Annotated in this window: 21 protein-coding genes; 11 read left to right on the top strand and 10 right to left on the bottom strand. The window is 67.3% G+C overall.

The features are described from left to right. The first annotated feature begins 44 nt into the window (after positions 1–44). Both pstC and pstA read left to right on the top strand, forming a co-directional pair. Complete coding sequence (pstC, locus tag LT970_RS06325) at positions 45–1,115, top strand: phosphate ABC transporter permease subunit PstC (RefSeq protein ID WP_232688624.1); 1,071 nt, start codon at positions 45–47, stop codon at positions 1,113–1,115. Then, entirely contained in the window at positions 1,112–2,749 is a 1,638-nt protein-coding gene (pstA, locus tag LT970_RS06320; RefSeq protein ID WP_232688623.1) for a phosphate ABC transporter permease PstA, read from the top strand. The genes pstC and pstA overlap by 4 nt, the downstream gene beginning before the upstream one ends. Before the next feature lie 75 nt (positions 2,750–2,824). Here pstA and LT970_RS06315 read toward each other — a convergent pair whose 3' ends face one another. The 3 genes from LT970_RS06315 to LT970_RS06305 all read right to left on the bottom strand — a co-directional run bounded on the left by LT970_RS06315 (position 2,825) and on the right by LT970_RS06305 (position 5,865). Next, the gene (locus LT970_RS06315) at positions 2,825–3,466 is read right to left on the bottom strand and encodes a DUF6517 family protein (protein ID WP_232688622.1); all 642 of its coding nucleotides are present in this window, start codon (positions 3,464–3,466) and stop codon (positions 2,825–2,827) included. Positions 3,467–3,610: 144 nt separating this feature from the next. Then, positions 3,611–5,128, bottom strand: coding sequence for a cysteine--tRNA ligase (gene cysS / locus LT970_RS06310; protein ID WP_232688621.1), 1,518 nt, complete (start codon positions 5,126–5,128; stop codon positions 3,611–3,613). A 251-nt stretch (positions 5,129–5,379) separates the two neighbouring features. Further along, positions 5,380–5,865, bottom strand: coding sequence for a DUF7523 family protein (locus tag LT970_RS06305; RefSeq protein ID WP_232688620.1), 486 nt, complete (start codon positions 5,863–5,865; stop codon positions 5,380–5,382). A 108-nt stretch (positions 5,866–5,973) separates the two neighbouring features. Between LT970_RS06305 and LT970_RS06300 the strand changes: the two genes are divergently transcribed. Beyond that, a complete protein-coding gene (locus LT970_RS06300) occupies positions 5,974–6,318 on the top strand; it encodes an ArsR/SmtB family transcription factor (protein ID WP_232688619.1) in 345 nt (114 codons plus the stop codon). Next, entirely contained in the window at positions 6,318–6,617 is a 300-nt protein-coding gene (locus LT970_RS06295; RefSeq protein WP_232688618.1) for a DUF7521 family protein, read from the top strand. The genes LT970_RS06300 and LT970_RS06295 overlap by 1 nt, the downstream gene beginning before the upstream one ends. 23 nt (positions 6,618–6,640) lie before the next feature. On the opposite strand, the gene LT970_RS06290 is transcribed toward LT970_RS06295, so the two are convergent. Continuing rightward, positions 6,641–7,891, bottom strand: a complete 1,251-nt coding sequence (locus LT970_RS06290) for a LolA family protein (protein ID WP_232688617.1) — start codon at positions 7,889–7,891, stop codon at positions 6,641–6,643. A 138-nt stretch (positions 7,892–8,029) separates the two neighbouring features. Between LT970_RS06290 and LT970_RS06285 the strand changes: the two genes are divergently transcribed. Further along, positions 8,030–9,010: a CbiX/SirB N-terminal domain-containing protein gene (locus tag LT970_RS06285; RefSeq protein ID WP_232688616.1), complete on the top strand. Its 981-nt coding sequence runs from the start codon at positions 8,030–8,032 to the stop codon at positions 9,008–9,010. Beyond that, positions 9,010–10,107, top strand: coding sequence for a DR2241 family protein (locus tag LT970_RS06280; RefSeq protein WP_232688615.1), 1,098 nt, complete (start codon positions 9,010–9,012; stop codon positions 10,105–10,107). The genes LT970_RS06285 and LT970_RS06280 overlap by 1 nt, the downstream gene beginning before the upstream one ends. 27 nt (positions 10,108–10,134) lie before the next feature. Here the strand turns inward: LT970_RS06280 and LT970_RS06275 are convergent, their stop codons facing one another. From LT970_RS06275 to LT970_RS06265, 3 genes are all read right to left on the bottom strand, one after another. Continuing rightward, the gene (locus LT970_RS06275) at positions 10,135–10,707 is read right to left on the bottom strand and encodes a DUF7524 family protein (RefSeq protein ID WP_232688614.1); all 573 of its coding nucleotides are present in this window, start codon (positions 10,705–10,707) and stop codon (positions 10,135–10,137) included. A gap of 43 nt (positions 10,708–10,750) precedes the next feature. Next, positions 10,751–10,945, bottom strand: coding sequence for a methytransferase partner Trm112 (locus LT970_RS06270; protein WP_232688613.1), 195 nt, complete (start codon positions 10,943–10,945; stop codon positions 10,751–10,753). Between the two features lie 102 nt (positions 10,946–11,047). Next, positions 11,048–12,385, bottom strand: coding sequence for an adenylosuccinate synthase (locus LT970_RS06265; RefSeq protein ID WP_232688612.1), 1,338 nt, complete (start codon positions 12,383–12,385; stop codon positions 11,048–11,050). A 204-nt stretch (positions 12,386–12,589) separates the two neighbouring features. Here LT970_RS06265 and LT970_RS06260 point away from each other — a divergent pair, with 204 nt between their 5' ends. Then, positions 12,590–12,895 (top strand): hypothetical protein, encoded by a 306-nt coding sequence (locus LT970_RS06260; protein WP_232688611.1) that lies wholly within the window; start codon positions 12,590–12,592, stop codon positions 12,893–12,895. A gap of 194 nt (positions 12,896–13,089) precedes the next feature. Here LT970_RS06260 and LT970_RS06255 read toward each other — a convergent pair whose 3' ends face one another. From LT970_RS06255 to LT970_RS06245, 3 genes are all read right to left on the bottom strand, one after another. Then, positions 13,090–15,276 (bottom strand): DUF7527 domain-containing protein, encoded by a 2,187-nt coding sequence (locus tag LT970_RS06255; protein ID WP_232688610.1) that lies wholly within the window; start codon positions 15,274–15,276, stop codon positions 13,090–13,092. Between the two features lie 209 nt (positions 15,277–15,485). After that, positions 15,486–15,764 carry a UPF0058 family protein gene (locus LT970_RS06250; protein ID WP_232688609.1) on the bottom strand — a complete coding sequence of 93 codons (279 nt, stop codon included), beginning with the start codon at positions 15,762–15,764 and terminating at the stop codon, positions 15,486–15,488. Between the two features lie 75 nt (positions 15,765–15,839). Then, entirely contained in the window at positions 15,840–16,052 is a 213-nt protein-coding gene (locus LT970_RS06245; protein ID WP_232688608.1) for a DUF7120 family protein, read from the bottom strand. 247 nt (positions 16,053–16,299) lie between these two features. On the opposite strand from LT970_RS06245, the gene LT970_RS06240 reads away from it, so the two are divergent. The 4 genes from LT970_RS06240 (at position 16,300) to LT970_RS06225 (ending at position 20,512) form a co-directional block, all read left to right on the top strand. Then, positions 16,300–16,896, top strand: coding sequence for a sulfite oxidase-like oxidoreductase (locus tag LT970_RS06240; RefSeq protein WP_232688607.1), 597 nt, complete (start codon positions 16,300–16,302; stop codon positions 16,894–16,896). A 71-nt stretch (positions 16,897–16,967) separates the two neighbouring features. Continuing rightward, complete coding sequence (locus LT970_RS06235) at positions 16,968–18,293, top strand: isochorismate synthase (RefSeq protein WP_232688606.1); 1,326 nt, start codon at positions 16,968–16,970, stop codon at positions 18,291–18,293. Positions 18,294–18,324: 31 nt separating this feature from the next. After that, positions 18,325–20,118: a 2-succinyl-5-enolpyruvyl-6-hydroxy-3-cyclohexene-1-carboxylic-acid synthase gene (gene menD, locus LT970_RS06230; RefSeq protein ID WP_232688605.1), complete on the top strand. Its 1,794-nt coding sequence runs from the start codon at positions 18,325–18,327 to the stop codon at positions 20,116–20,118. A 25-nt stretch (positions 20,119–20,143) separates the two neighbouring features. Continuing rightward, positions 20,144–20,512 carry a hypothetical protein gene (locus LT970_RS06225; RefSeq protein ID WP_232688604.1) on the top strand — a complete coding sequence of 123 codons (369 nt, stop codon included), beginning with the start codon at positions 20,144–20,146 and terminating at the stop codon, positions 20,510–20,512. Positions 20,513–20,515 lie beyond the last annotated feature (3 nt).

Below are 20,515 nucleotides of genomic sequence, written 5' to 3'. Positions count from 1 at the left end.
CCGGCCCGTCTTTGCGCACAAGACAGACACCCAGGTTTCATATCATGTTATCCAGAGTCACCGAACGTTTCGAAAACTACCGGTCCCGGAACGACGACGCCGGACTCGTGGTCCTCGCGATCACGGCGCTGTCGCTCGTCGCAGCGTTCGTGTTGTTCTACCAGCACTCGCGCTGGACAGTCGTCCCCGTGGCGTCGTTCTTCGTGTTTTCCGTCGTCGGTTGGGTTCGGTATCAGGCGACGACCGCGCGCGGCCTGACGTTCGTCATGACCGTCGCCACCGTCGGCGTCCTGGCGCTCATCGTGACGTTCCTCTTCGTGCGGGCGTGGCCGGCGTTCGAGCAGATGGGATTCGAGATGTTGTACCGCTCGGAGAAACCGCTCTGGCCGCCTCGCGAGGGGACGCCGTGGTCGCTCGCGCCGATGATCGTCGGCACGATGGTGACGACCCTCATCGCGACGCTCGTCGCCGCACCGGTCGGCATCGCGGGCGCGCTGTACGTCAGCGAGATCGCGTCCGATGGTGTGCGTGAGGTCGTGAAACCGGGAATCGAGTTGATGGCCGGGATTCCCTCCATCACGTACGGGTTCATCGGGTTCGTCGTCGTGAACGACTTCTTCTACGATGAGTTCCAGACGTCCACGATTGGGAACTACTTCACCGTCGGCGTGATGATCGGCATCATGGCGCTGCCGACCATCGTGTCGGTCGCCGAGGACGCGCTCTCGACGGTCCCCGAATCGATGAAAAGCGGTGCGCTCGCCGTCGGCACGACGAACTGGCAGACGATGAAGAGCGTCACGCTCCCGTCGGCGTTCTCCGGGGTGTCGGCCGCAGTGCTCCTCGGCGTGGGCCGCGCGATGGGGGAGACGATGGCGGCGACGGTGATGATTCCCCACACGAAGGGGTTCCCCGACCCGGTGTACGACGTGTTCGGCGGCGTCGGTGAGACGCTGACGACGGTCATCGCGTTCGAGGGCGGGAACGCGGGCGGCCGCCACGTCCAGGGGTTGTTCGCGGCGGGCGTCGTCCTGTTCGTGATGGTGTTGGTGTTGAGCGTCACCGCACAGGTCATCCAGGCCCGCATGCGCAGCAGGTACGGTGGTGACCGATGAGCGCGCTCGAGGAGAACGCGCTCGTCTCCACGGAGACGACGTTCCGGGAGTACGTGTCGACGGGCGTGATGGCCCTCGGCGCGCTCCTGTTCCTCGCGAGCTGGGGGGTGTTGTTCCAGTGGCTGAACGGGGAGACGCCCGTCCTCGGTGCGGGGCCAGTCCCCAGCGCGGACCTGTTCACGGTGTTCGGCGCACTCCTCGTCGTGATGGCCGTCGGCATCGCGAGCGTCGGGGCCGCGTCCCGGCTCGGGTACGTGTCCGCGACGCCGTCCTCGACTGCCGGTCACGTCGTCGGCCTGCTGTTCGGCACCGTCGGCTTCGTCACCGGCGGTCTGGTCGCGTCACAGACCATCGGCATGGGCCCTACTGGCTGGGTCGCAACCGCATTCGTGTTCGGCGTAGGTGTCGCCGCGCTCGGCGTGCTTCCCCGGGAGGACGTCGGCTCGACGTTCCCACCCGCGGTGTTCCTCGCGTTCCTCGGCGTGCTGTTCGTGACGGGAACCATCGACACCGGCTGGTCGTGGTCTCCCGGGGACATCTCCGCGACGTTCGTCGGCTCCATCCTGGTGCCGTGCCTGACCATCGTCGCGTCCCTCGTCGGGTCGTGGAGCGCTGCGAAAGCCCGGGCCGGCTTCGGCACGCGTGGCCGCGAGCGCGGCGCGTTCTACCTCGTCCGACTGAGCGTGCTCGGGATGCTCGGCGTGCTCGCGCTGCTCGTCGGGTTCATCGTCGTGAACGGCTTCGACACCCTGACCACGAACGCACACGTCGGTCTCGGCGGCCACGTCGACCTGCCGTGGATTGGGTACGCCGTCCCGTTCCTCGACGTGAAGGTGCCGTTCGTCACGAACGTCTCCCAGAGCCTGTTCATCGACGTTCCCGGACTCGCGCCGTCCATCCTCGGCACGCTGTGGCTCGTCCTCGGCGCGATGCTGTTCGCCGTGCCGCTGGGGCTCGCTGCGGCCATCTTCCTCGCGGAGTACACCGAGAGCCGTCGGTTCCGACAAGTCGTCGAGGTCGCGACCAACGGCCTCTGGAGCACACCCAGCATCGTGTTCGGACTGTTCGGGTTGGCGTTCCTCGTCCCCCGGATCGGCGGCGGGAAGTCCCTGCTGGCGGGCCAACTCGTGCTCGGGTTCATGCTTCTCCCGCTCGTCGTCATCACGAGTTACGAGTCGATCACCGCGGTTCCGGACGAGTACCGGGACGCGAGCGCTGCGCTCGGCGTCAGCCAGTGGCAGACCATCAGGAGCACGGTGTTGCCAGCGGCGATGCCCGGCGTCATCACGGGCATCATCCTGGGTGTCGGCCGTATCGCTGGTGAGACCGCGCCGCTCTTGCTCGTCTACGGCGGCTCCCCGTTCTCGAATCGGAACCCGAACGTGCTCTCGCGATTCGAGTTCTCCACCTCGCCGCCGTTCGTCTCGAACGCCGCGCTGATGGAACGCGGGAGCGCGCTCCCCTACCAGCTGTACACGTCTATCACGAGCGGTCGGTTGCCAGGCCAGGGCGCGCCGTTCTCCGTCGAGGAGTTCGGCTGGGGAACAGCGCTCGTCCTGCTCATCGTCGTGCTCTCGTTCTACGCGGTCGGCATCGCGAGCCGCGTCTACTTCCGGCGGAAACTGTCGAAGTGACTGGCGGAGACGCGTTGCTCGCGTCGACAACCGACCGCTAGAACAGATTTTGGTTCACGAGCCCGAACGGCGTCGTCAACTCGAGTCGTGCTGGAGGCCCTTCAGCAGGGCGTCGACCTTCTGCTGCTCGCCGTCGAGTCGCTGCGGGTAGATGGCGACCGCGACCACGTAGTCGCTGCCGTGGTTCACCTTCGTCACGTGGACGTAGACGTCCACGCTCTGCCCGCCCTTCAGGGTCGCCTGGCCCTCGAACTTCGTCACCGTTGCCGACTGATTGAGCATCTCGACGGTGCGGTTCCCGACGGCGTTACCGACGGACAGCGACCCGTACTGCTTCTGGGCGAGGGCCGCGAGCTCACGGTTCGAGTACTTCTCCACGGGATTGAACGACTGCCCGAGCACGCTCACTTCGGGCGTCGTGAACGCCGAGAACACCGCAGCGCGCTGGTTCCCGCCTAGCGGCAGGTCGACGCTGCGTTCGTACATCGATATCCAGTTCGTGACGGTGACGTTCTTCGACTGGTTGACCACCGAGAACGTGCGCGTTACCTCGTTGCTCTGGATGCGTGCTTTCTCGTAGCCCGTCTCCGAGAGCGCGTTCTCCGAGACGGTCGCCTTCGACGCGGAGAACGTCACTGGCCCGCTGAGGAAGCCCAAACAACCACTCGACAGTACGAGTACAGCCAACGCGATGCCGATACCGAGTCTACGGTTCATGCCCCACGGATTTCAGTCCGGGCGAATAAACCTGCTGGCCTCGAGTCAGCGTGGTAGAACAACGCGTCCCGCCGATATGTCGCCGAGGACGTATTTCCGGGGGTACATCTCTGGGGGATCTATCGACGAGAACGCTTCGTCCCGCTACCGCCGGAACGTCGTCTCACCGCCGTCGTCCTCGACGGTGATGCCGAGTGCTTCCAGTCGGTCCCGGAGGTCGTCGGCGCGCTCGTAGTTCCCCGCCTCGCGTTCCTCCTCGCGAACGTCCAGGACGAGTTCCACCAGGTCATCTGCGAGTGCCACGTCGCCACCATCGTCCCGGGCATCGAACACGAAGCCGAGGACGCCACCGCCCAGGTCCTCGAAGGCCTCGACGGCGTCCTTCAGCGCGACGTAGTCGTAGCGCGCGTCGGCGTCCGTCCCGGCTTCTCCCGCATCCTCGCGAGCGTCGACGTGTCGGTTCACAGCAGTCGCGAGTTCGAGAAGCGCGGTCACCGCTCCGCGTGTGTTGAAGTCGTCGTTCATCGCGTCGCGGAAGTCCGCCCGCGCGTCCTCGACGGCGGCGCGGAACGCCTCGTCCGCCGCGGTGGCGTACGCGTTCGGACTGTCCACCGCGTCCACGGCGCGGTCGTACGCCCGCTCCAGGCGCTCGGCGCGCTCCTGGGCCTCCTCGATGGTGGCCTCCGAGTACGTCTGGCGCTGCGTGTACGACGTAGAGACGAGGAACATCCGCACGACGTTCACGCCGAACTCCGCGAGCGCGTTCTTGGCGGTGAAGAAGTTGCCGAGACTCGTGCTCATCTTCTCGCCCTCCGTTTCCAGCAGGCGAACGTGCATCCAGTATGCGGCGAACCGCTCGCCCGTCGCGGCCTCACTCTGGGCGATTTCGTTCTCGTGGTGCGGGAACACGAGGTCCTGCCCGCCGACGTGCACGTCGATGCTCGAGTCGAGATGCGCCATGCTCATCGCGGAGCACTCGATGTGCCAGCCCGGTCGTCCCTCGCTCCACGGCGACTCCCAGGTCTGGCCCGCCGGCTCCTCGATGGGCGGCAGGTCGGGGTCGCGGTGCTCGTTCGCGTCCTCGGGCGAGACCGGGCCGGCTTTCCAGAGTGCGAAGTCCGCGGGGTGGCGTTTCTCCGAACGCTCGTTCTCGTCGCCCTGGGCCTCCACGTCCTCGACTCGCTGCCCGGAGAGTTCGCCGTACTCCTCGAACGTGGTGACGTCGAAGTACACCGAGCCGTTGGACTCGTAGGCGTGGCCCTTCTCGATGAGCGACTCGACGATGTCGATAATCTCCGGGACGTGCTCGGACACCCGCGGGTACACCGTCGCGCGCTCGAGATTCAGGTCGCGCATGTCCTCGATGACGGATTCGACGTAGTGGCGCGCGACCGACGCCTCGTCCTCGCCGAGGTCGTCCTCGCCGATGCGCGCGACGATCTTCTCGTTCACGTCCGTGAAGTTCTGCACGTGCCGCACGCCGTAGCCCAGATGGTCGAGCCACCGCGACATCACGTCCGACTGCACCCAGAGGCGGGCGTGCCCGAGGTGAGCGTCGTCCGAGACCGTGAGCCCGCACGTGTAGACGAGGACGTCGTCCGGGTCCTGTGGCTCGAAGCGCTCCCGCTCGCCCGTGAGGGTGTTCGTCACGTAGAGCGTCATTGCGCGAAACTACGCGTGCCAGCGTTTCAAAGCGTCGGAAGTCACAGGAGGGAGATTAGTTGACGACAGTACTGACGCCATCGCTACTGCCTGAAAGCCCTCGGCGCTCTCAGATTCCGCCGCTCGCTGCGCGTCTCATTCGCTTCGCTCGTTTCGGTGCTTGCGTCGCGAGGGTTCGCTGAGAGCGCCGAGGGCTTTCGATCCGCCAGGGTGGCAGTTGGTCAGTCAGCAGAAACAGACGGTCGATTACGTTACTCCGTATTCGCCGGAAGCGCGTCGAGTGCGTCCTCGACTATCCGGAGGGCGTTCGCGCCGTCGCGTCGCTCCACGACCACGACGAGCGAGTCGTCGGCGACGCCAGCGGCGTCCGGTTCGACACCCGCCGTGTGCAGCCGTTCGAGTGCGGAAGAGAGCGCGCGCGTGTCGACGTCCCCGGTTGCAACGAGCGCAGTCATCGAGCCTTGGCCAGGTCCGTATCCCTGGCCAGAGACTGAGAGCAGTCCGTCCTCGGCGGGACCGACGCCCGATTTCATGCTCACGGGCGCGTCGCGGCTCTCTGCGTCGTACTCCGCGAGGTCCTCGCCGTACCGGCGGACGGCCGCGGAGACGGCTTCTTGGTCGCCGTCGACGTCGAGGAATCGCGCGGCTGCGGCGTGGTTGACGACGCCGGCGCGGAGCGCGCGCCTGAGAAACGGGTGGTCGTCGACTGCGTCGCGGGTGGCGGCGGCGAGGGTCATACGCCGGGGTGTGCGCTCGGCGAGATAAACGCCTTCGATATCCGGCCCCGTTCGCACGCGCTGCGACGAACAGACGGCCTTTACACGCCCCGGTGTGAACCGGGGGGCGTGAGCGAGGACAGCGACCCGACGAACGTGCTCTCGGTGCTCGACGACGGGCACGCGCGCGCCATCCTCGCAGCGGCGAGCACAGAACCCATGTCCGCCAGCGAACTCACCGAGACGTGTGACGCGTCGAAAGCGACGGTGTACCGCCGCATCGACGACCTGACCGACCACGGACTGCTGGAGGAGTCCATCGACGTCAGCGCGGACGGCAACCACCACCGGGTGTACCGCACGACGTTTCGGGAGCTCACGCTCGACCTGGAAGACGGCGAGTTCACGACCGCGGTGGAGTGTGAATCCGAGGACGTCGCCGACCGATTCACTCGCATGTGGGAGGGACTGTGATGAACGCGACCTACCTCGCCATCGTCGTCGTTTCGTTCCTGTCTACGGTCTTCGGTCTGTTCGTCGGCTACCAGGCGTACCGCGGGTTCCGCCGCCACGAGAGCACGTCGATGCGGTACCTCTCCATCGGGTTGATTCTCCTGACGGCGGTGACGTTCACGGCGGCGTTCGTCGGGTCCGCGCTCCTCCAGTACGGCGTCATCGACCCTGGGCTTCGGAATCCGTTCAGGCTTGTCGTGCGCGTCTGCCAGTTACTGGGCCTGTCGTGTATCGCGTACTCGCTGTATCGGCGCCCGTAGCGACGGTGTGACCCACCCGGCCCTTACTCGCAGGCGACTGACGCTGCGACGTCGAGAATGGCGTCTCTGTCGAGTGCCGTGGCGACGACGGAGTACGAGTGACCGTCACAGGACCACGTCACCATACTCGAAGACGCCGTCGTCAAGTAGCGACCGTCGTGGCCGGCGACGGTCACGTTATCGCCGGTCGTTTTCGTCCACGACCCGTTGTCGTCCGCCCCACCCGTCATCTTCGAGACGACGAGACGACCACCGTCACCGGTGTACTGCAGACTCACCTGGGAGATGTTCCCGCGCGACGAGTCGTCTCCGCCCCAGGAGACGTTCCCGTCCATGTGAGTCGCTCGCTCGAACGCGTACCCCTCGGGAACGTCCGGGTCGGGGACTGACGTCTCCACGCTCCCTGCGAGCGCCGCCCTCGAGTCGAACGTCTCGGTCTCCGGAACGTCTGTGGTGTTGACGGTCGCGTTCTCGGGGAGGTCGACCTGGAACGCGTCGTCGGGGAGGCCGCCGTTGAACGTGACGTTCGCGAGGCGCGTCGTGACGTGCATCGTCTGATTGTCGAACCGGAGCGTCTGGTTCGTCCGGAGCGGATAGTAGAACTCGGAGTCCAGCCACAGCGTCTGGTTCAGGTCCATCGCGGCCGCCGAGACCGCGGTCATGCGAAAGCCGTGTGCGGTCCGGTTCGCGACGGTCCGCGTGCCGAGGTACTCCACCCGATAACCGTCTATCTCGTGGGTCGGAACAGCAGGCCCCGAACTCGTCGCCGGAACCACCGGTAGCGGCGACACGCCGTCCGCGGGTTCGACGACCGCGCCGTCGCTCCGCGCGGCCTCGACGACTCGCGCGAGGTGAGCCCCGCGGTCACCCATCCGAAGCCTCCGCGTCCGCGGAATTCGCGTGGCCTGATTCTCGCTCTCGTCGTAGACGAGCGTCGCCGACTCGTTGACCACGACGAAGTCGCCCGCGCGCTTCGGGGAGGCGAGCTGCCGGCTGTACCGACGGGTCGTGCCCGTGAAGTCGATGCGGACGCGCGAGCGGGTCGTCGTCGTGTTGTTGCCAGCGGTTCCGTGGTCGAACGTGCCGTTCGTAGACGCGAACGTCGACACCTGCGTCGCCTGGAGGGTCTCGAGGTCGCCGAACTGCGCCTCGACGTCCTCGGTGGGGGGCGTGGGGTGGTCCTCTGGGGTGAGGGAGAGCGCGGTGCAGCCACTCGCCGCGAGGAGCGCGGCGAGCGCGACTGCGACCGCTGCGGTTCGGGCGGAGGAAGCCATCACTCTGGTACTCCCGACTACTCCAGAATAAAAGGGGCGAATCTCACCGGATGTCGGTCCCAGTCCACGGAGTGTATCGCCACCAGCCGAGACGCCGATGGCGAAGTTCCTAAGGCCGTCTCACCCCAAGCACCGCGCATGCAGGCCCTGGTCATCGTCGGACACGGCTCGCACCTCAATCCGGGTTCCTCGGACCCGGCGTTCGCGCACGCGGACACCATCCGCGAGGCGGGCGCGTTCGACGAGGTTCGCGAAGCGTTCTGGAAGGAGGAGCCGTCGTTCCGCGAGGTGCTCCGCACGCTCGAATCCGAGGAGGTGTTCGTCGTCCCCCTGTTCGTCGCGGAAGGGTATTTCACCGAGCAGGTCATCCCGCGTGAACTCCGCCTCGAGGACTGGGGTGACGAGAACTGGGACTCCGAGGGCACGGACGCCGACCACGTCACGCTCGACGCCGCGGACGTCGGGAAGACGGTCCACTACTGCGGCCCCGTGGGGACCCACGATTCGATGAGCGACGTCATCGTCGAGCGCGCGAAGAGCGTCGCGGGCGACGAGGACGTGGGGTCCGTCGACGAGTCACACTCGTCGGCTCGTCAGACGGAGTCTGACGGTGGGTTCGGTCTCGCCGTCGTCGGGCACGGCACCGAGCGGAACGAGAACTCCGCGAAGGCGACGCACTACCACGCCGACCGCATCCGAGAGACGGGCCGCTTCGAGGAGGTCCAGGCGGTGTTCATGGACGAGGACCCCGAGGTCGACGACGTCGCTGCCCTCGTCGACACTGAGGACGTCGTGGTGGTACCGCTATTCGTCGCGGACGGCTTCCACACGCAGGAGGACATCCCTGAGGACATGGGACTGACCGCGGACGCGCTGGACGGCGGCTACCCGGTTCCGGGCGAGGTCGACGGTGTTCGAATCTGGTACTCGGGCGCAGTCGGGACAGAACCGCTCGTCGCCGACGTGATCCTGGAGCGCGCGGCGGACGCGGGTGCTGACGTCACGGACGCTATCGAGCGAGTGCGCGAGCAGACCGGCGGCGCCGGGAGTACGGGGTCGGAGGGCTCGCGTTCCGAGCGGGAAACCCGAGGGTCGCAAGCGATCAACGGGGGCGACTGATGTCGGTCGCCGACGAACTCGTCGACGCCGCGGACGCGGGCATCGACTTCGACGGCCTCACCGTCGAACCGTACCGCGACGCCTACCGCTGGCAGACGGCCGAGGAGGACGCGGTGCTCACTGCCGCGGAACTCCGCGAGCGCACCGACGACCCTTACGCCACGAACTGGCACTACTGGGAGCGTGAGGTCGAAGGCCGGGGCACCGCGCGCCGCGCGTTCCTCCGCTGGGTGGAGGGCGCTGACGTGGAACTCACCGACGGGTCGACCGACGAGCGCGCCGACGACCTGCCGGTTCCGGAGCGGTACGAGGGCCTCCGCGGCGGGCACACCCGAACCTGGGGCGAACTCGCGGTCACCGTCGTCCTGAGCGAGGACGGCACCCGGCGCTACGACGTTCGCCACGAGGACGACGTGGGTGAGAACGTGGACGCCTACACCGACCCGCTTGAGGCGCGACACCTGGTGAAACACGACGACGACGGTCGCTACCGCCCGCTCTCTACGGCACCGACGCTCCCGCATGGGTGGGCGTTTGTCGACCTCGACGCCCCCGACCTCGTGCAGACCGTGGAGTACGTCTACCCCGCGACGGTGGCGAACTGGTGGCGTGAACAGAACGGCGACCTCGACGTCACGAACTGGGAGGAGACCGCCGAGCGCCAGAGCGGGATCTACCAGATCGTCGAGCAACTCGACCGCGAAGCCCTGGAGTGGGCGGTCGAGGCGTGCTGTGTCGACTCCCAGTGCGTGAAACGCCGGGAGTGGGACGCGAGCGAGGACGACGAACTCGAGGCCCCCCGCGGCGACGGCGAGTTTCCGTGCCGGGAGCCGTGTTCGGTGTTCGTCTCCGCGGCGCGCAAGTTCGTGACCCTGGAGCGCGAGGAGAGCCGCGAGTACACTCTCGAGTTGACGCCAGCGGAGAAAGAGCAACTCGAAGCGCTCGTCGACGCGGTGGCCGACGACAGCACGGGCGAAATCCGCGAAGCAGATCTCAACGAACCCGCGAACCGCTACCGGGCGCGGTACCTGCGCGCGAAGCGGATGGACGAACAGGGCTTTACGGGTACGCCGACGTACCCCGAGGACCACGAGTAGCCCGACCCTCTCATCTCGGCTCTCCCGCTACGACTGGCCGTACAACAGGTAGCCCGCGGCGCCGACGCCACAGAGCAGGGCGAGACCACCGACGACGAGACCCAGTCCCTCTGAGACGGAGAGCGCGAGCGCGGTCGCGACCGCGACGCCGACGACGGCGACGGCGACCGGTTTCGTGGTTTCGGCTGTCTCCGACGCCGACGTGGTCGACTCGGCGTTCTCCGTCTGCTTTTCGGCGAGCGAGTCGTCGATCGCGACGTCCGCTCCGCCGTCCTTCCGCGGGTCCGTCACGGTGACGTTGACGCGGGCTTTCTCGGCGCCGTACCCGGTGGATATGTCGATGTACCCCTTCACGGGGGAGTGGTCGGGGAGCAGGTTCACCTCGACGCGCCGCGTCGAATCGCCCTCGACGTAGACCTGGGTGCCGGTCGGGCGGGCGACTGCGTCGAGTGCGTCGTCGAGGTGGAGGTGGACGTGCGTGGGCCCACCGTGGTTCTCGAACGCGAGCACGAACGACCGGCCGGTTTCCAGCGTCGCCGCTTCCGGCGCGACCTCGCGTGGCTCCGACCGATTGAGGTGGACCGTCAGCGTCTCCGGCACGCTCGGTGGATGGAACCCCGGTAAGAAAAAGGTTTGTAGGTGGTCAGGCCGGCGCTTCCTCGCGCATGTCCGGCGGGAGGAGGTTCGGGATGCCGTCCTCGATGGGGTAGGTCTCGCCGCACTCGGTGCAGGTCAGCGTTCCGGTGATGATTTCGCCGTCCTCGCGCTCCTCGACGTCGAGTTCGAGGTCCTGCTTGTCGAGGGGACAGCAGACGATGTCCATCAGGTCTTCTTTCATACCCGCGACCAGGGCGCCACTCGGCAAAAGCGTACGGGTTGCGAGTGGGGGCGGTCGGGCCGGATGGCGGATGGGCCGGACAGGAGGGGGTCGACGAGTCGGCTACTCGAAGGGGTTGTGTCGAACGATGGTCTCCTCGCGGCCTGGACCGACACCGACGGCGTACGCAGGCGCGTCGAGTTCCGACTCGACGTACTCGACGTACTCACGCGCTGCCGCGGGGAGTGCATCGTACCCCTGGGAAGCGACCGCTTCGGAGTCGAACTCCTCCCAGCCGTCGAACGTCCGGAAGATGGGTTCACAGTCGGCCCACTGCTCGGTCGTCGCGGGCATCGTCAGGACCTCCTCGTCGTCGAGCGTGTACGCGTGCCCGACGCGGAGTTCGTCGAGGCCGGCGAGCACGTCGAGGTGGTTGAGCACGAATCCGGTGAAGCCGCTCACGCGTGTCGCGTGCCGGAGCATCGGCATGTCGAGCCAGCCGACGCGACGCGGGCGGCCCGTGACGGTGCCGTACTCGCCGCCTTCGTCGCGAATGTACGTCGCGAGGTCGTCGTCGTCGCCGTCGAGTTCGGTCGGCATCGGGCCGCTCCCGACCCGGGAGAGGTACGCCTTCACGATGCCGACGACCTCTCCTTGCCCGATGGTGGTCGGGCCGAGACCGGTGCCCGTGGCGGCGTAGCCAGCCGTCGGGTTCGAGGACGTGACGTAGGGGTAGTTGCCGTGGTCGATGTCGAGGCTCGTGCCCTGAGCGCCCTCGAGCATCAGTTCCTCGCCGTCGTCGATGCGGTCGGCGAGGAAGTCGCCCGCGTTCACGGCCATGTCGTCCGCGCGGATGCGGTCGGCGTACTCCAGGCAGTGGTCGTAGAGTTCGTCGACGTCGAACTCCGACTCGACGCCGGCCTCCTCGACTGTGGTTCCGGAGACGACCTCGTAGAGGTCCCGTTTCTTCGGGACGACGTACTCCAGTCGGTCGCGCAGCACGTCCGCGTCGAGGAGGTCGCCGACGCGCACGCCGCGGCGACCCACCTTATCCTCGTACGTGGGGCCGATGCCGCGTCCGGTCGTCCCGATCTCGGCGTCCGAGTCGGCCTTCGCTTCCTCCTCGACGCCGTCGAGTACGCGGTGGTACGGGAGAATGACGTGTGCGCGGCGAGCCACCCGGACGTCCGGGTCGAGGCCGCGCTCGCGGAGCGCGTCGATCTCGTCGAACAGCGTCTCAGGGTTGACGACGCAGCCGTTGCCGAGCACGCCGGTCTTCCCGCGGACGACACCGGAGGGGACGAGTGAGAGCTTGTACTCCTCGCCGCCGACCACGACGGTGTGGCCGGCGTTGTCGCCGCCCTGGTAGCGGGCGACCACGTCCGCGGCGTCGCCGTAGAGGTCGACGACGCCGCCCTTGCCTTCGTCGCCGAGCTGTGCGCCGACGATAGTGACGGTCATATCCGGAGGTTCCACGACGAACGTGATACCAATTACGGTACCGGGCCGCTGAGTGATGCACGGTCGTGTACAGGGTCGGTAAATCGGTGCGTGTTTCTCCCACCGCAATCGTTAATTGTTACCACCTCCAAGCTTTCCACCTCCCCTTCTCGCCGGCGGACTACGGTAACATTTAAAGGCGGGCAAGACAAGTTAACAAATGCCATGATAGACCGACTTGAGAAAGAGGTCGACATGCTGGAACGACATCTGCAGGTTCTGCGGATGGTCATCGAGAACGAACCCATCGGCATCGTAAAGATGTCGAACGAGACCGGCTACCCCCACCACAAGGTGCGCTACTCGCTTCGCGTGCTCGAGGAGGAGAACCTCATCGAGCCGTCGAGCCAGGGCGCAATCACGACTGAACGAACCCACGAGTTCGTCGAGGAACTCGACGAGAAGGTCGACGAGATCGTCGGCAAGATGGAGTCGATGAAGATCGACTCGACCGCCGCCGAAGCCGAGTAATCCAGTTTCTCCGATTCGCACGTCTCCGGCCGGGACGCTCTCCGAAAATCAACTATCTACTGCTGCGGTACGGCCGGGAGCATCGCTCGTCGGCGTAAGCGGGGCCAGTGAAACCGACAGGGGTCTGGGAGAACTGATAGAACTCCGGTAGAACCGATAGGGCTCCAGTAGCACCGATACGGGACCAGTGGAACCTACAGTTCCGGCACTGTGAGGTGGAACGCGTCGTTCCGGTCCTCGACCAGACAGAGGTGGTACCCCTCCTTGCGGGCGACCTTCACGTAGCTCTCCCTGTCCGACCGACTCAGGAAGCCGCCGCCGTCGGTCGCGTCCGACGCCGTCTCCAGCGCGCGCGGCTCGAAGAACGACGCGGTCACGTACATCGCCGCGCTCAGGTCGTCGACGCACTCCCGCACGTCGGTCGCGGCGTCGACGAGCGCGTCCATCTCGTCGCCCGACACCGCGTCGCGCTCGTCGTTCAGTTCGGCGACCACGAGCGCCTCACCCATCCGGTCCCGGAGCACCACGTCGAAGCTCTGCGCAACCGTCTCGCCGTCGACTTCGCCCTCGACGGTGCCGCCGAGTTCAGCGCGGTCGACCCGCGGCAGCGCCTCGTAGAGGTCCGCGAGCCCGGAGGCGTGGCCGGCGTCACGGATCTCGTAGGGGAGTTCGCGAACCGCCCACGACACGAACCGGTGGGCGTTCGACGACGTCAGGAACGACTCGAAGGACTCCCCGTCGACGACCACGTCCTCCGCCTCGAACTTCGTGTGGTGGTCGATGCGGAGGTTCTGGTTCACGGCGTCGGCGTCGGTCTCGCTGTCGAGTTCGTCGAGCGTCGCCTTCCCCTTGGAATCGTAGCGGACGAACAGGTTGGTGTCCGTGAGCGCCGCGTCCGGTTCGAGTTTGGTCTTCGCCGACGCGTCACCGCTACCGTCGTGACCGCCGGCGTCCCGTGCTGTCTCGAGTTCCTCGACGCGGGCCTGAAGTTCGTCGCGTTCGTCGCGGAGTTTCTCGACGCGAGCCTGGAGGTCGTCGCGCTCCCCCTCGAGGGAGTCGATGCGTTCGCCGGCGGCCTCCAGTTTCTCGTTGCGCTGCTGGACTGCTTTCTTCAGTTTCTCTACGGTGGACCCGCGGCCGCCGGACTGGCCGGACCGGCCGCGACCTGCATTCGCGTTGGTGGGCTGGCGCTGTGTAGACTGCCGTTGTTCGGACTGTTGCTGTGTAGACTGTCGCTGTCCGGACTGTCGCTGCCCGCGCTGTTCGGACTGCGAGCGACCACTCGACTGGGACTCGGCGTCCCCGCTGTTCTCGCTCTGCTTCGGGTCGAGTGTCGGCACGGAGCGCGCGTTCTGCCACTGTTCCTCGTCGTCGAAGACGCCTTCCTCCGACGCCGCTTCGGCTGCTGCCTCGGCGCCCCCGGCCGACGCCGGGGATTCGCCCGAATCGCCGTCTGCGTCTCCAGTCCGGGAGGACGCCTGACGGCTTCGAGCGTTATCGGTGTCCGCGCTGGACCCGGCGGCACTGGCGTCCGACGCAGACTTCGCTCGGGCCGGGTCCGACGGGCTGGAGTCTCTGGAACTGGTCGGACCGGATTCTGCTTCGGCCGCGGCGTCGGCGGTCGTATCGCGGCCGGCGTGCTGCGTGGGTTCGGTCGGCGGAGACCCGGTCGAGCCAGACGACGATTCGGTTGTGGCCGCGTCGTCGCTCGTGGCGGAGTCACCGCCTGCGGGGTCGCCGGGCGCCGAGTCAGCGCCAGCGGCTGCGCCGGCGACTCCAGCGGCACCAGCCGATGCTCCGTCGCCCGTTCCGTCCGCGTCGTCGCCATCTTCCTTCGCGGGCGTTCCGGGGAGGCTCGTGACGTTCACGGGCGTCTTGCGGACCTCGTAGACGCCGACCTCGTCGTTCGCGCGTTCGAACGCGTCGTCGCCCGCGACCAGTTCCTCGCTGGCGCCGATGAACGCCGCGCTCATCGAGCGGCCGCCGTAGTAGACGACGTAGTAGTCCCCCGAGAGGACGTTCTCGGAGAGCTCCACGTAGCCCGTGAAGTTGCCGTCAGTGAGCGTGCCGTCGACCTCCGAGAGCGGCGTGTCGTTCGTGTAGTACTTGGCCTGCGTTTCGCCGCCGCGCTCCTGCATCGAGAAGAGCAGCGGGAGTGACGGGTGTGGTGCGTCGTAGACGGTCCCGGACGCGTCCTCGAAGTCCTCGATTTCGCCCTCGTAGACGCCGACAACCCGGCCGTTCAGCATGAACAGCCACGTCCCGTCCGCGACGGCCGCTCCCGAGAAGTCGTCGTCCGCTAGGTCCCGCAGATCACGGACGCCGTCCGAGAACGGCCGGGAGTCCCAGGACTCCACTCGATCGACCGTGTGTGCCTGCATGTTGCAGGGAATGCAAGGGGCGCGTATAAGACTTTTCGGGCCGGACGAGTACCTCAGAAACGGTTTCGCTGTGCGAACGAGACGAGTGACTGACGCCCGGCCGACGGGTGTGGGCGACCCGACGCGCTACCGAGTCTGTGTTCGGTTCTCTGTCGAGTCTTAGCCCGGTCGCTGTCGGCGGAACAGTGGGGCGGTTCGTGGAAGACGGCCTACAGTTTGCTCGACGCGTCGTCGGCGAGTTCCTGCATGCGCTTGCTGAGGCGGCCCGCACTCGAGAACTCGTCCTCGCTCATCGCCCCAGCGAGGGCGTTCCCGAGGACGAACACCGCGTGCTTGTGTTCGCTCTTGGACTTGTGGACGTGCGAGGGGTCGACGTCGAGTTCCTCGTAGGCCGCGAAGTCGGACTCACTGACGTGCTCGAACCGAAGGAACTGGTCTCTGATATCGACCATCTCTTCGTGCAGGTCGAGAAGTTCGTCCTTGTGCATCCTTACTCCGAATACGAATTTCGGCGTTTTAAGCGTTGTCCGCGATTGGGTTACACACCTAACTGCCGGGAGTGGTCAGAACACGTACTCGTCGTCGTGCCCCATCATGCCGCCGTCGTCCTCGAGGCTGGCGTCCTCGTCCATCGGACCGCTGGTCTTGAACGCCTTGATACCTGTCGAGAGTAACTGCTCGATGGCTTCTTCCTGGCTCACGAACTCTCCCTGTTCGACGAGCTGGGCGATCTTCATCTCGATGTGGTCGGGGATGTTGACTTCGACCGTAGGCATTCTACTGGACGGGGCTTCGCCGCCACCCTTCTTAAGCTTGACGGGGTGGCTTACGGCTGGCCGAATCAGACGTTACGATTCGAAAACTGGATTTGGGGGATACGCCACGCTGTTTCAAATTCTGCGTGGTTCCGTGACACAGTTTGTGGCGATATTTTCCGGTACAGCCCCGGTGCCGGCGTCGTCCGGGCCCTCGGTGGCGATCCGAGTCGGCAGGGCTACGTGTGTCCGGCCGCTACGCTGGCGCATGAGCGTCGACGACGTCACGGACCTCCATCACGAGTTCGACGGCGAGCGCCTGCCGCCCGGCCAGCGCGAAACGTCGAAGTTCCCCGTGCTATCGAAGGGCGGGACGCCGTCCTGGGACCGCGACTCCTGGGAGTTCACCGTCACCGGGGCCGTCGAGAACGAACTCCGCCTCTCCTACGAGGAGTTCAAAGACATTGAATCGGTGACTCAGCGACAGGACTTTCACTGCGTCACCGGGTGGTCGAAGTTCGACTGCGAGTTCAGGGGCGTCACGTTTCCCCACCTCGCAGAACTCGCGGGCGTCGAGGACGACGCCACCCACGTCATGTTCCACGCGCTCGACGGCTACACCACCAACCTCCCGCTCGAGGACTGCATGCGCGAGGAGGTGCTTTTCACCTGGGAGTTCGACGGCGACGACCTGCCGCCCGAACACGGCGGCCCGCTCCGCGTCGTCACCCCACACAAGTACGCCTACAAGGGCGCGAAGTGGGTCGACGGCGTCGAGTTCCTCACCGAACCGGAGCGCGGCTACTGGGAGAAGCGAGGCTACTCGAACACCGCCGACCCGTGGGCCGAGGACCGGTACAGCTAGTTGCTGTTCGCTGTCCCGCGGGCGCGTTCGGAAGAACAGGCTATTAGTCACGGCGGCCTGAACGTCGGGCAATGAGTTCCCTGTCCGGCGAGACGGCCGCCGCGGACACCGGAACGGTCGTGAGCAGGAGTTGCCGGGTCGACGCCGTGTCCTACCGGGGATTCCTCGAAGCGAACGACGCGCCCCGAATCCACTGGGCGGACCCCGACGGCCTCGAACTCTCGGGCGTCGGCGCGGCGGCGCGCGTCACCGCGTCGGGCGGCGAGCGATTCGATGCGGTCCGAGAGTGGGCCGACGACCTGCTCGCGGAGCACGACCACGGCGGGCCCGACGTGGCCCGTCCCCGCCTGCTCGGCGGCTTCTCGTTCCTGGCGGACCACGAGGCGGGCGGGTCGTGGCCGGGCTTCCCCCCCGCGGAGTTCGTGCTACCCGCGGTCCAGTTGGCGAGCGCTGGCGACGAGACGTGGCTCACCGTCACGCGCGTGGACGAGGACCCGGCGGCTGTCGAGGACGAACTCGAGGCCGCCCGCGACCGCGTCGAGTCGCTCCCCGCGATGCAACCCGGGGGAGACGCGCCCGGGGTCGAGCAGACGGTGCCGACGCCCGACGCCGACGCGTGGCGCGACCAGGTCGGGGACGTGGTCGACCGAATCCAGGCAGGCAACCTCCGGAAGGTCGCGCTCGCCACCGCGCTGCGCGCCGACCTCGCGGGCGACGTCGAGAGCCGGAACCTCCTCGAGCGACTCCGGCAGCGCTACCCGGAGTGTTTCAGGTTCCTCGTCGAACCAACCGACGACGCGGCGTTCCTCGGCGCGACCCCCGAACGCCTGGCCACGCTCCGCGGCGACACGGTTGAGACGACCGCGCTCGCGGGGTCTGTCGGCCGCGGCGACACGCCCGAAGAGGACGCCGAACTGGTCGCGCAACTCCGCGAGGGTGAGAAGTTGCGCCACGAGCAGCGACTCGTCACGGAGGACATCGCAGATCGCCTCCGGGCCCTCGGTGACGTCATCATCGGCGACCGCGGGGTTCGCACGCTGTCGAACATCCAGCACCTCGAGACGCCCATCGAGGCAGACGTGGGAGACGACGTCCACGTTCTCGACGTCGTCGAAGCGCTCCACCCGACGCCCGCCGTCGGCGGCCTGCCGGCGGTCGCCGCGCTCGATACCATCCGCGAGACGGAGTCCTTCGACAGGGGCTGGTACGCCGCGCCGGTCGGCTGGTTCGACGCCGACGGCGAGGGGACGTTCGGCGTCGGCATCCGGTCGGCGGTCACGGCGGAACGGGAGGTGACGCTGTTCGCGGGCAACGGCATCGTCGCGGACAGCGACCCCGACGAGGAGTACGAGGAGATCCAACTGAAGTACCGCCCGATACTGGACGAACTCGAATGAACGGCCGACCAACTCCCCAGGTGAGCGCGCGATGACTGCGCCGAACCGCAACACGCTGTGGGCGCGCGCGCTCGCCGACGAACTTGCGGCGTCGGGCGTCGAGGCGGCCTGCGTCTGCCCGGGAAGCCGCTCAACCCCCCTCACGGTAGCGCTCGCCGAGCACGACGACGTCGAGGTGTTCTCGCACCTCGACGAGCGTTCGGCGGCGTACTTCGCGCTCGGCCGCGGGAAGCGCACCGGCAACCCCACTCCGGTGGTCTCCACGTCTGGCACCGCGACGGCGAACTTCCACCCGGCGGTGATGGAGGCCAACCAGGCCCGCGTTCCGTTGCTCGTGTTGACCGCCGACCGTCCACCGGAACTCCGCCACTCCGGCGCGAACCAGACCGTCGACCAGGAGAAACTGTACGGCGATTCGGTTCGGCACTACGAGGACCTCCCGGAACCCGAGGCCGACGACCGGAAACTCCGGTCGCTGCGCGCGTCGGTCTGCCGCGCGCTCGCTGAGACGTCGGGTGCGAACCCCGGCCCCGTCCACCTGAACGTGCCGTTCCGGAAACCCCTGGAACCCGTCGACGTTCCGGGTGACATTCCTGATTCGTTCGCCGCGGAGTATCCGCTTGCCGCCGAGGGCCGCGACGGCCCGTTCGTGCACGCGACGCCCGGACGACCGATGCCCGACGACGCAGATGTCGGCGCACTCGCGGACGCCGTGGCGGGCGCGGAACGGGGACTCGTCGTCGCCGGGCCGGACGACGCATTCGGACTGGCCGCGTCGGCAGCGTCCGACCTCACAGCGGCTACCGGTTTCCCGCTCCTCGCCGACCCGCTTTCCAGTGTCCGGTTCGGCGCACACGTCGACACTGCTCCGGTCGTCGGCGGCTACGACGGCTTCCTGCCCGACGCTGACGGCTCGAGTCCCGTCTCACTGGACGAGTTCGATCCTGGGTTCGTGCTCCGGTTCGGCGCGTCGCCCACGTCGAAGGTGCTCCGGAACTTCCTCCGTGATTCGAGCGCTCGGCAGGTCGTCGTCGACCCCGCAGGCGGGTGGCGTGAGGCGACGTTCACCGCGGGCGACCTCGTCGTCGCGGACCCGACGCGACTCGCACGAGAACTCGCTGAGCGCGTCCAGGGCGGGACGGCTGGCGCGCCGGCGCCGGCGGCGTGGACCGAGCGGTGGACGAACGCGGAGGCCGACTACTGGGACGCCGTGGACGGCGTCGAGCGCGACGCGCTGCTCGAGGGCGACGTGGTGGCTGCCGCCGCCGCGGACGCGCCGGACCCCGCGACGCTGTTCGTCTCGAACAGCATGCCCGTGCGCGACCTCGACCGGTTCGCGCGACCCCGGAGCGCCGACCTCACCGTGCTCGGCAACCGCGGCGCGTCCGGCATCGACGGCGTCACGTCCTCGGCGCTGGGCGCTGGGAGCGCGACCGACGACCCACTCGTGCTGGTGACCGGGGACCTCGCGTACTACCACGACATGAACGGGCTGCTGGCGATCGCGCGCTGTGAAGCGGACGCGACCATCGTGCTCGTGAACAACGACGGCGGCGGCATCTTCCACATGCTCCCCATCGAGAACTTCGACCCGCCGTTCACCGAGCAGTTCGAGACCCCGCACGGCCTCGATTTGGAGGCGACCGGTGACCTCTACGACCTCGAATTCGCGCGCTTCGAAACGCTGGCCGGATTCCGGGAAGCGTACAGCGAGTCGGTCGGCTCGCCGGGAACCCAGGTGCTCGAGGTGCAGACGGACGGCGAGGCGAGCCACCGCGAGCGAGAACGACTCGACGCACACGTCAGGGAGAACGCCAAGAACTAACACTCAGCGCTGACAGGTCTGCTGCATGGCTTCGACGACCCGAACTCTCGCTGCCGGCGCCGCCGTCGCCGGCGTCCTCGTGTTGCTGTACTCGCTCCTCGTCCTCCACCAGCCACTCGTCGGAGTGGGCATCGCGTTCGCCCTCTTCGTCGCCGCGGTGCTCCTGCACGCCGGCGGCGCGGACCGACGAACCGTCGCCGGCGTGACCATGGCCGTCACCGTCGTGTACGGCGTCTTCACACTCCAGTTGCCGGCCGCCGTGGTCGCGGCCTGCGTCGTCTACCTCACGGCGTGGGTCACCAGCCCCGACGGGCCGTTCGATGCCGCCCCGCCCGAACTGTTCGCAGCGACAGTGGAGGGCGACGCGGCGACGGCCGAGGACGACGCGGAGTAGGGA

It is taken from the genome of Halobacterium zhouii (genome assembly GCF_021249405.1).
Lineage (GTDB): Archaea > Halobacteriota > Halobacteria > Halobacteriales > Halobacteriaceae > Halobacterium > Halobacterium zhouii.
Note: the sequence above shows the minus strand (reverse complement) of the source record. Positions and strands in the feature narration are given on the sequence as shown.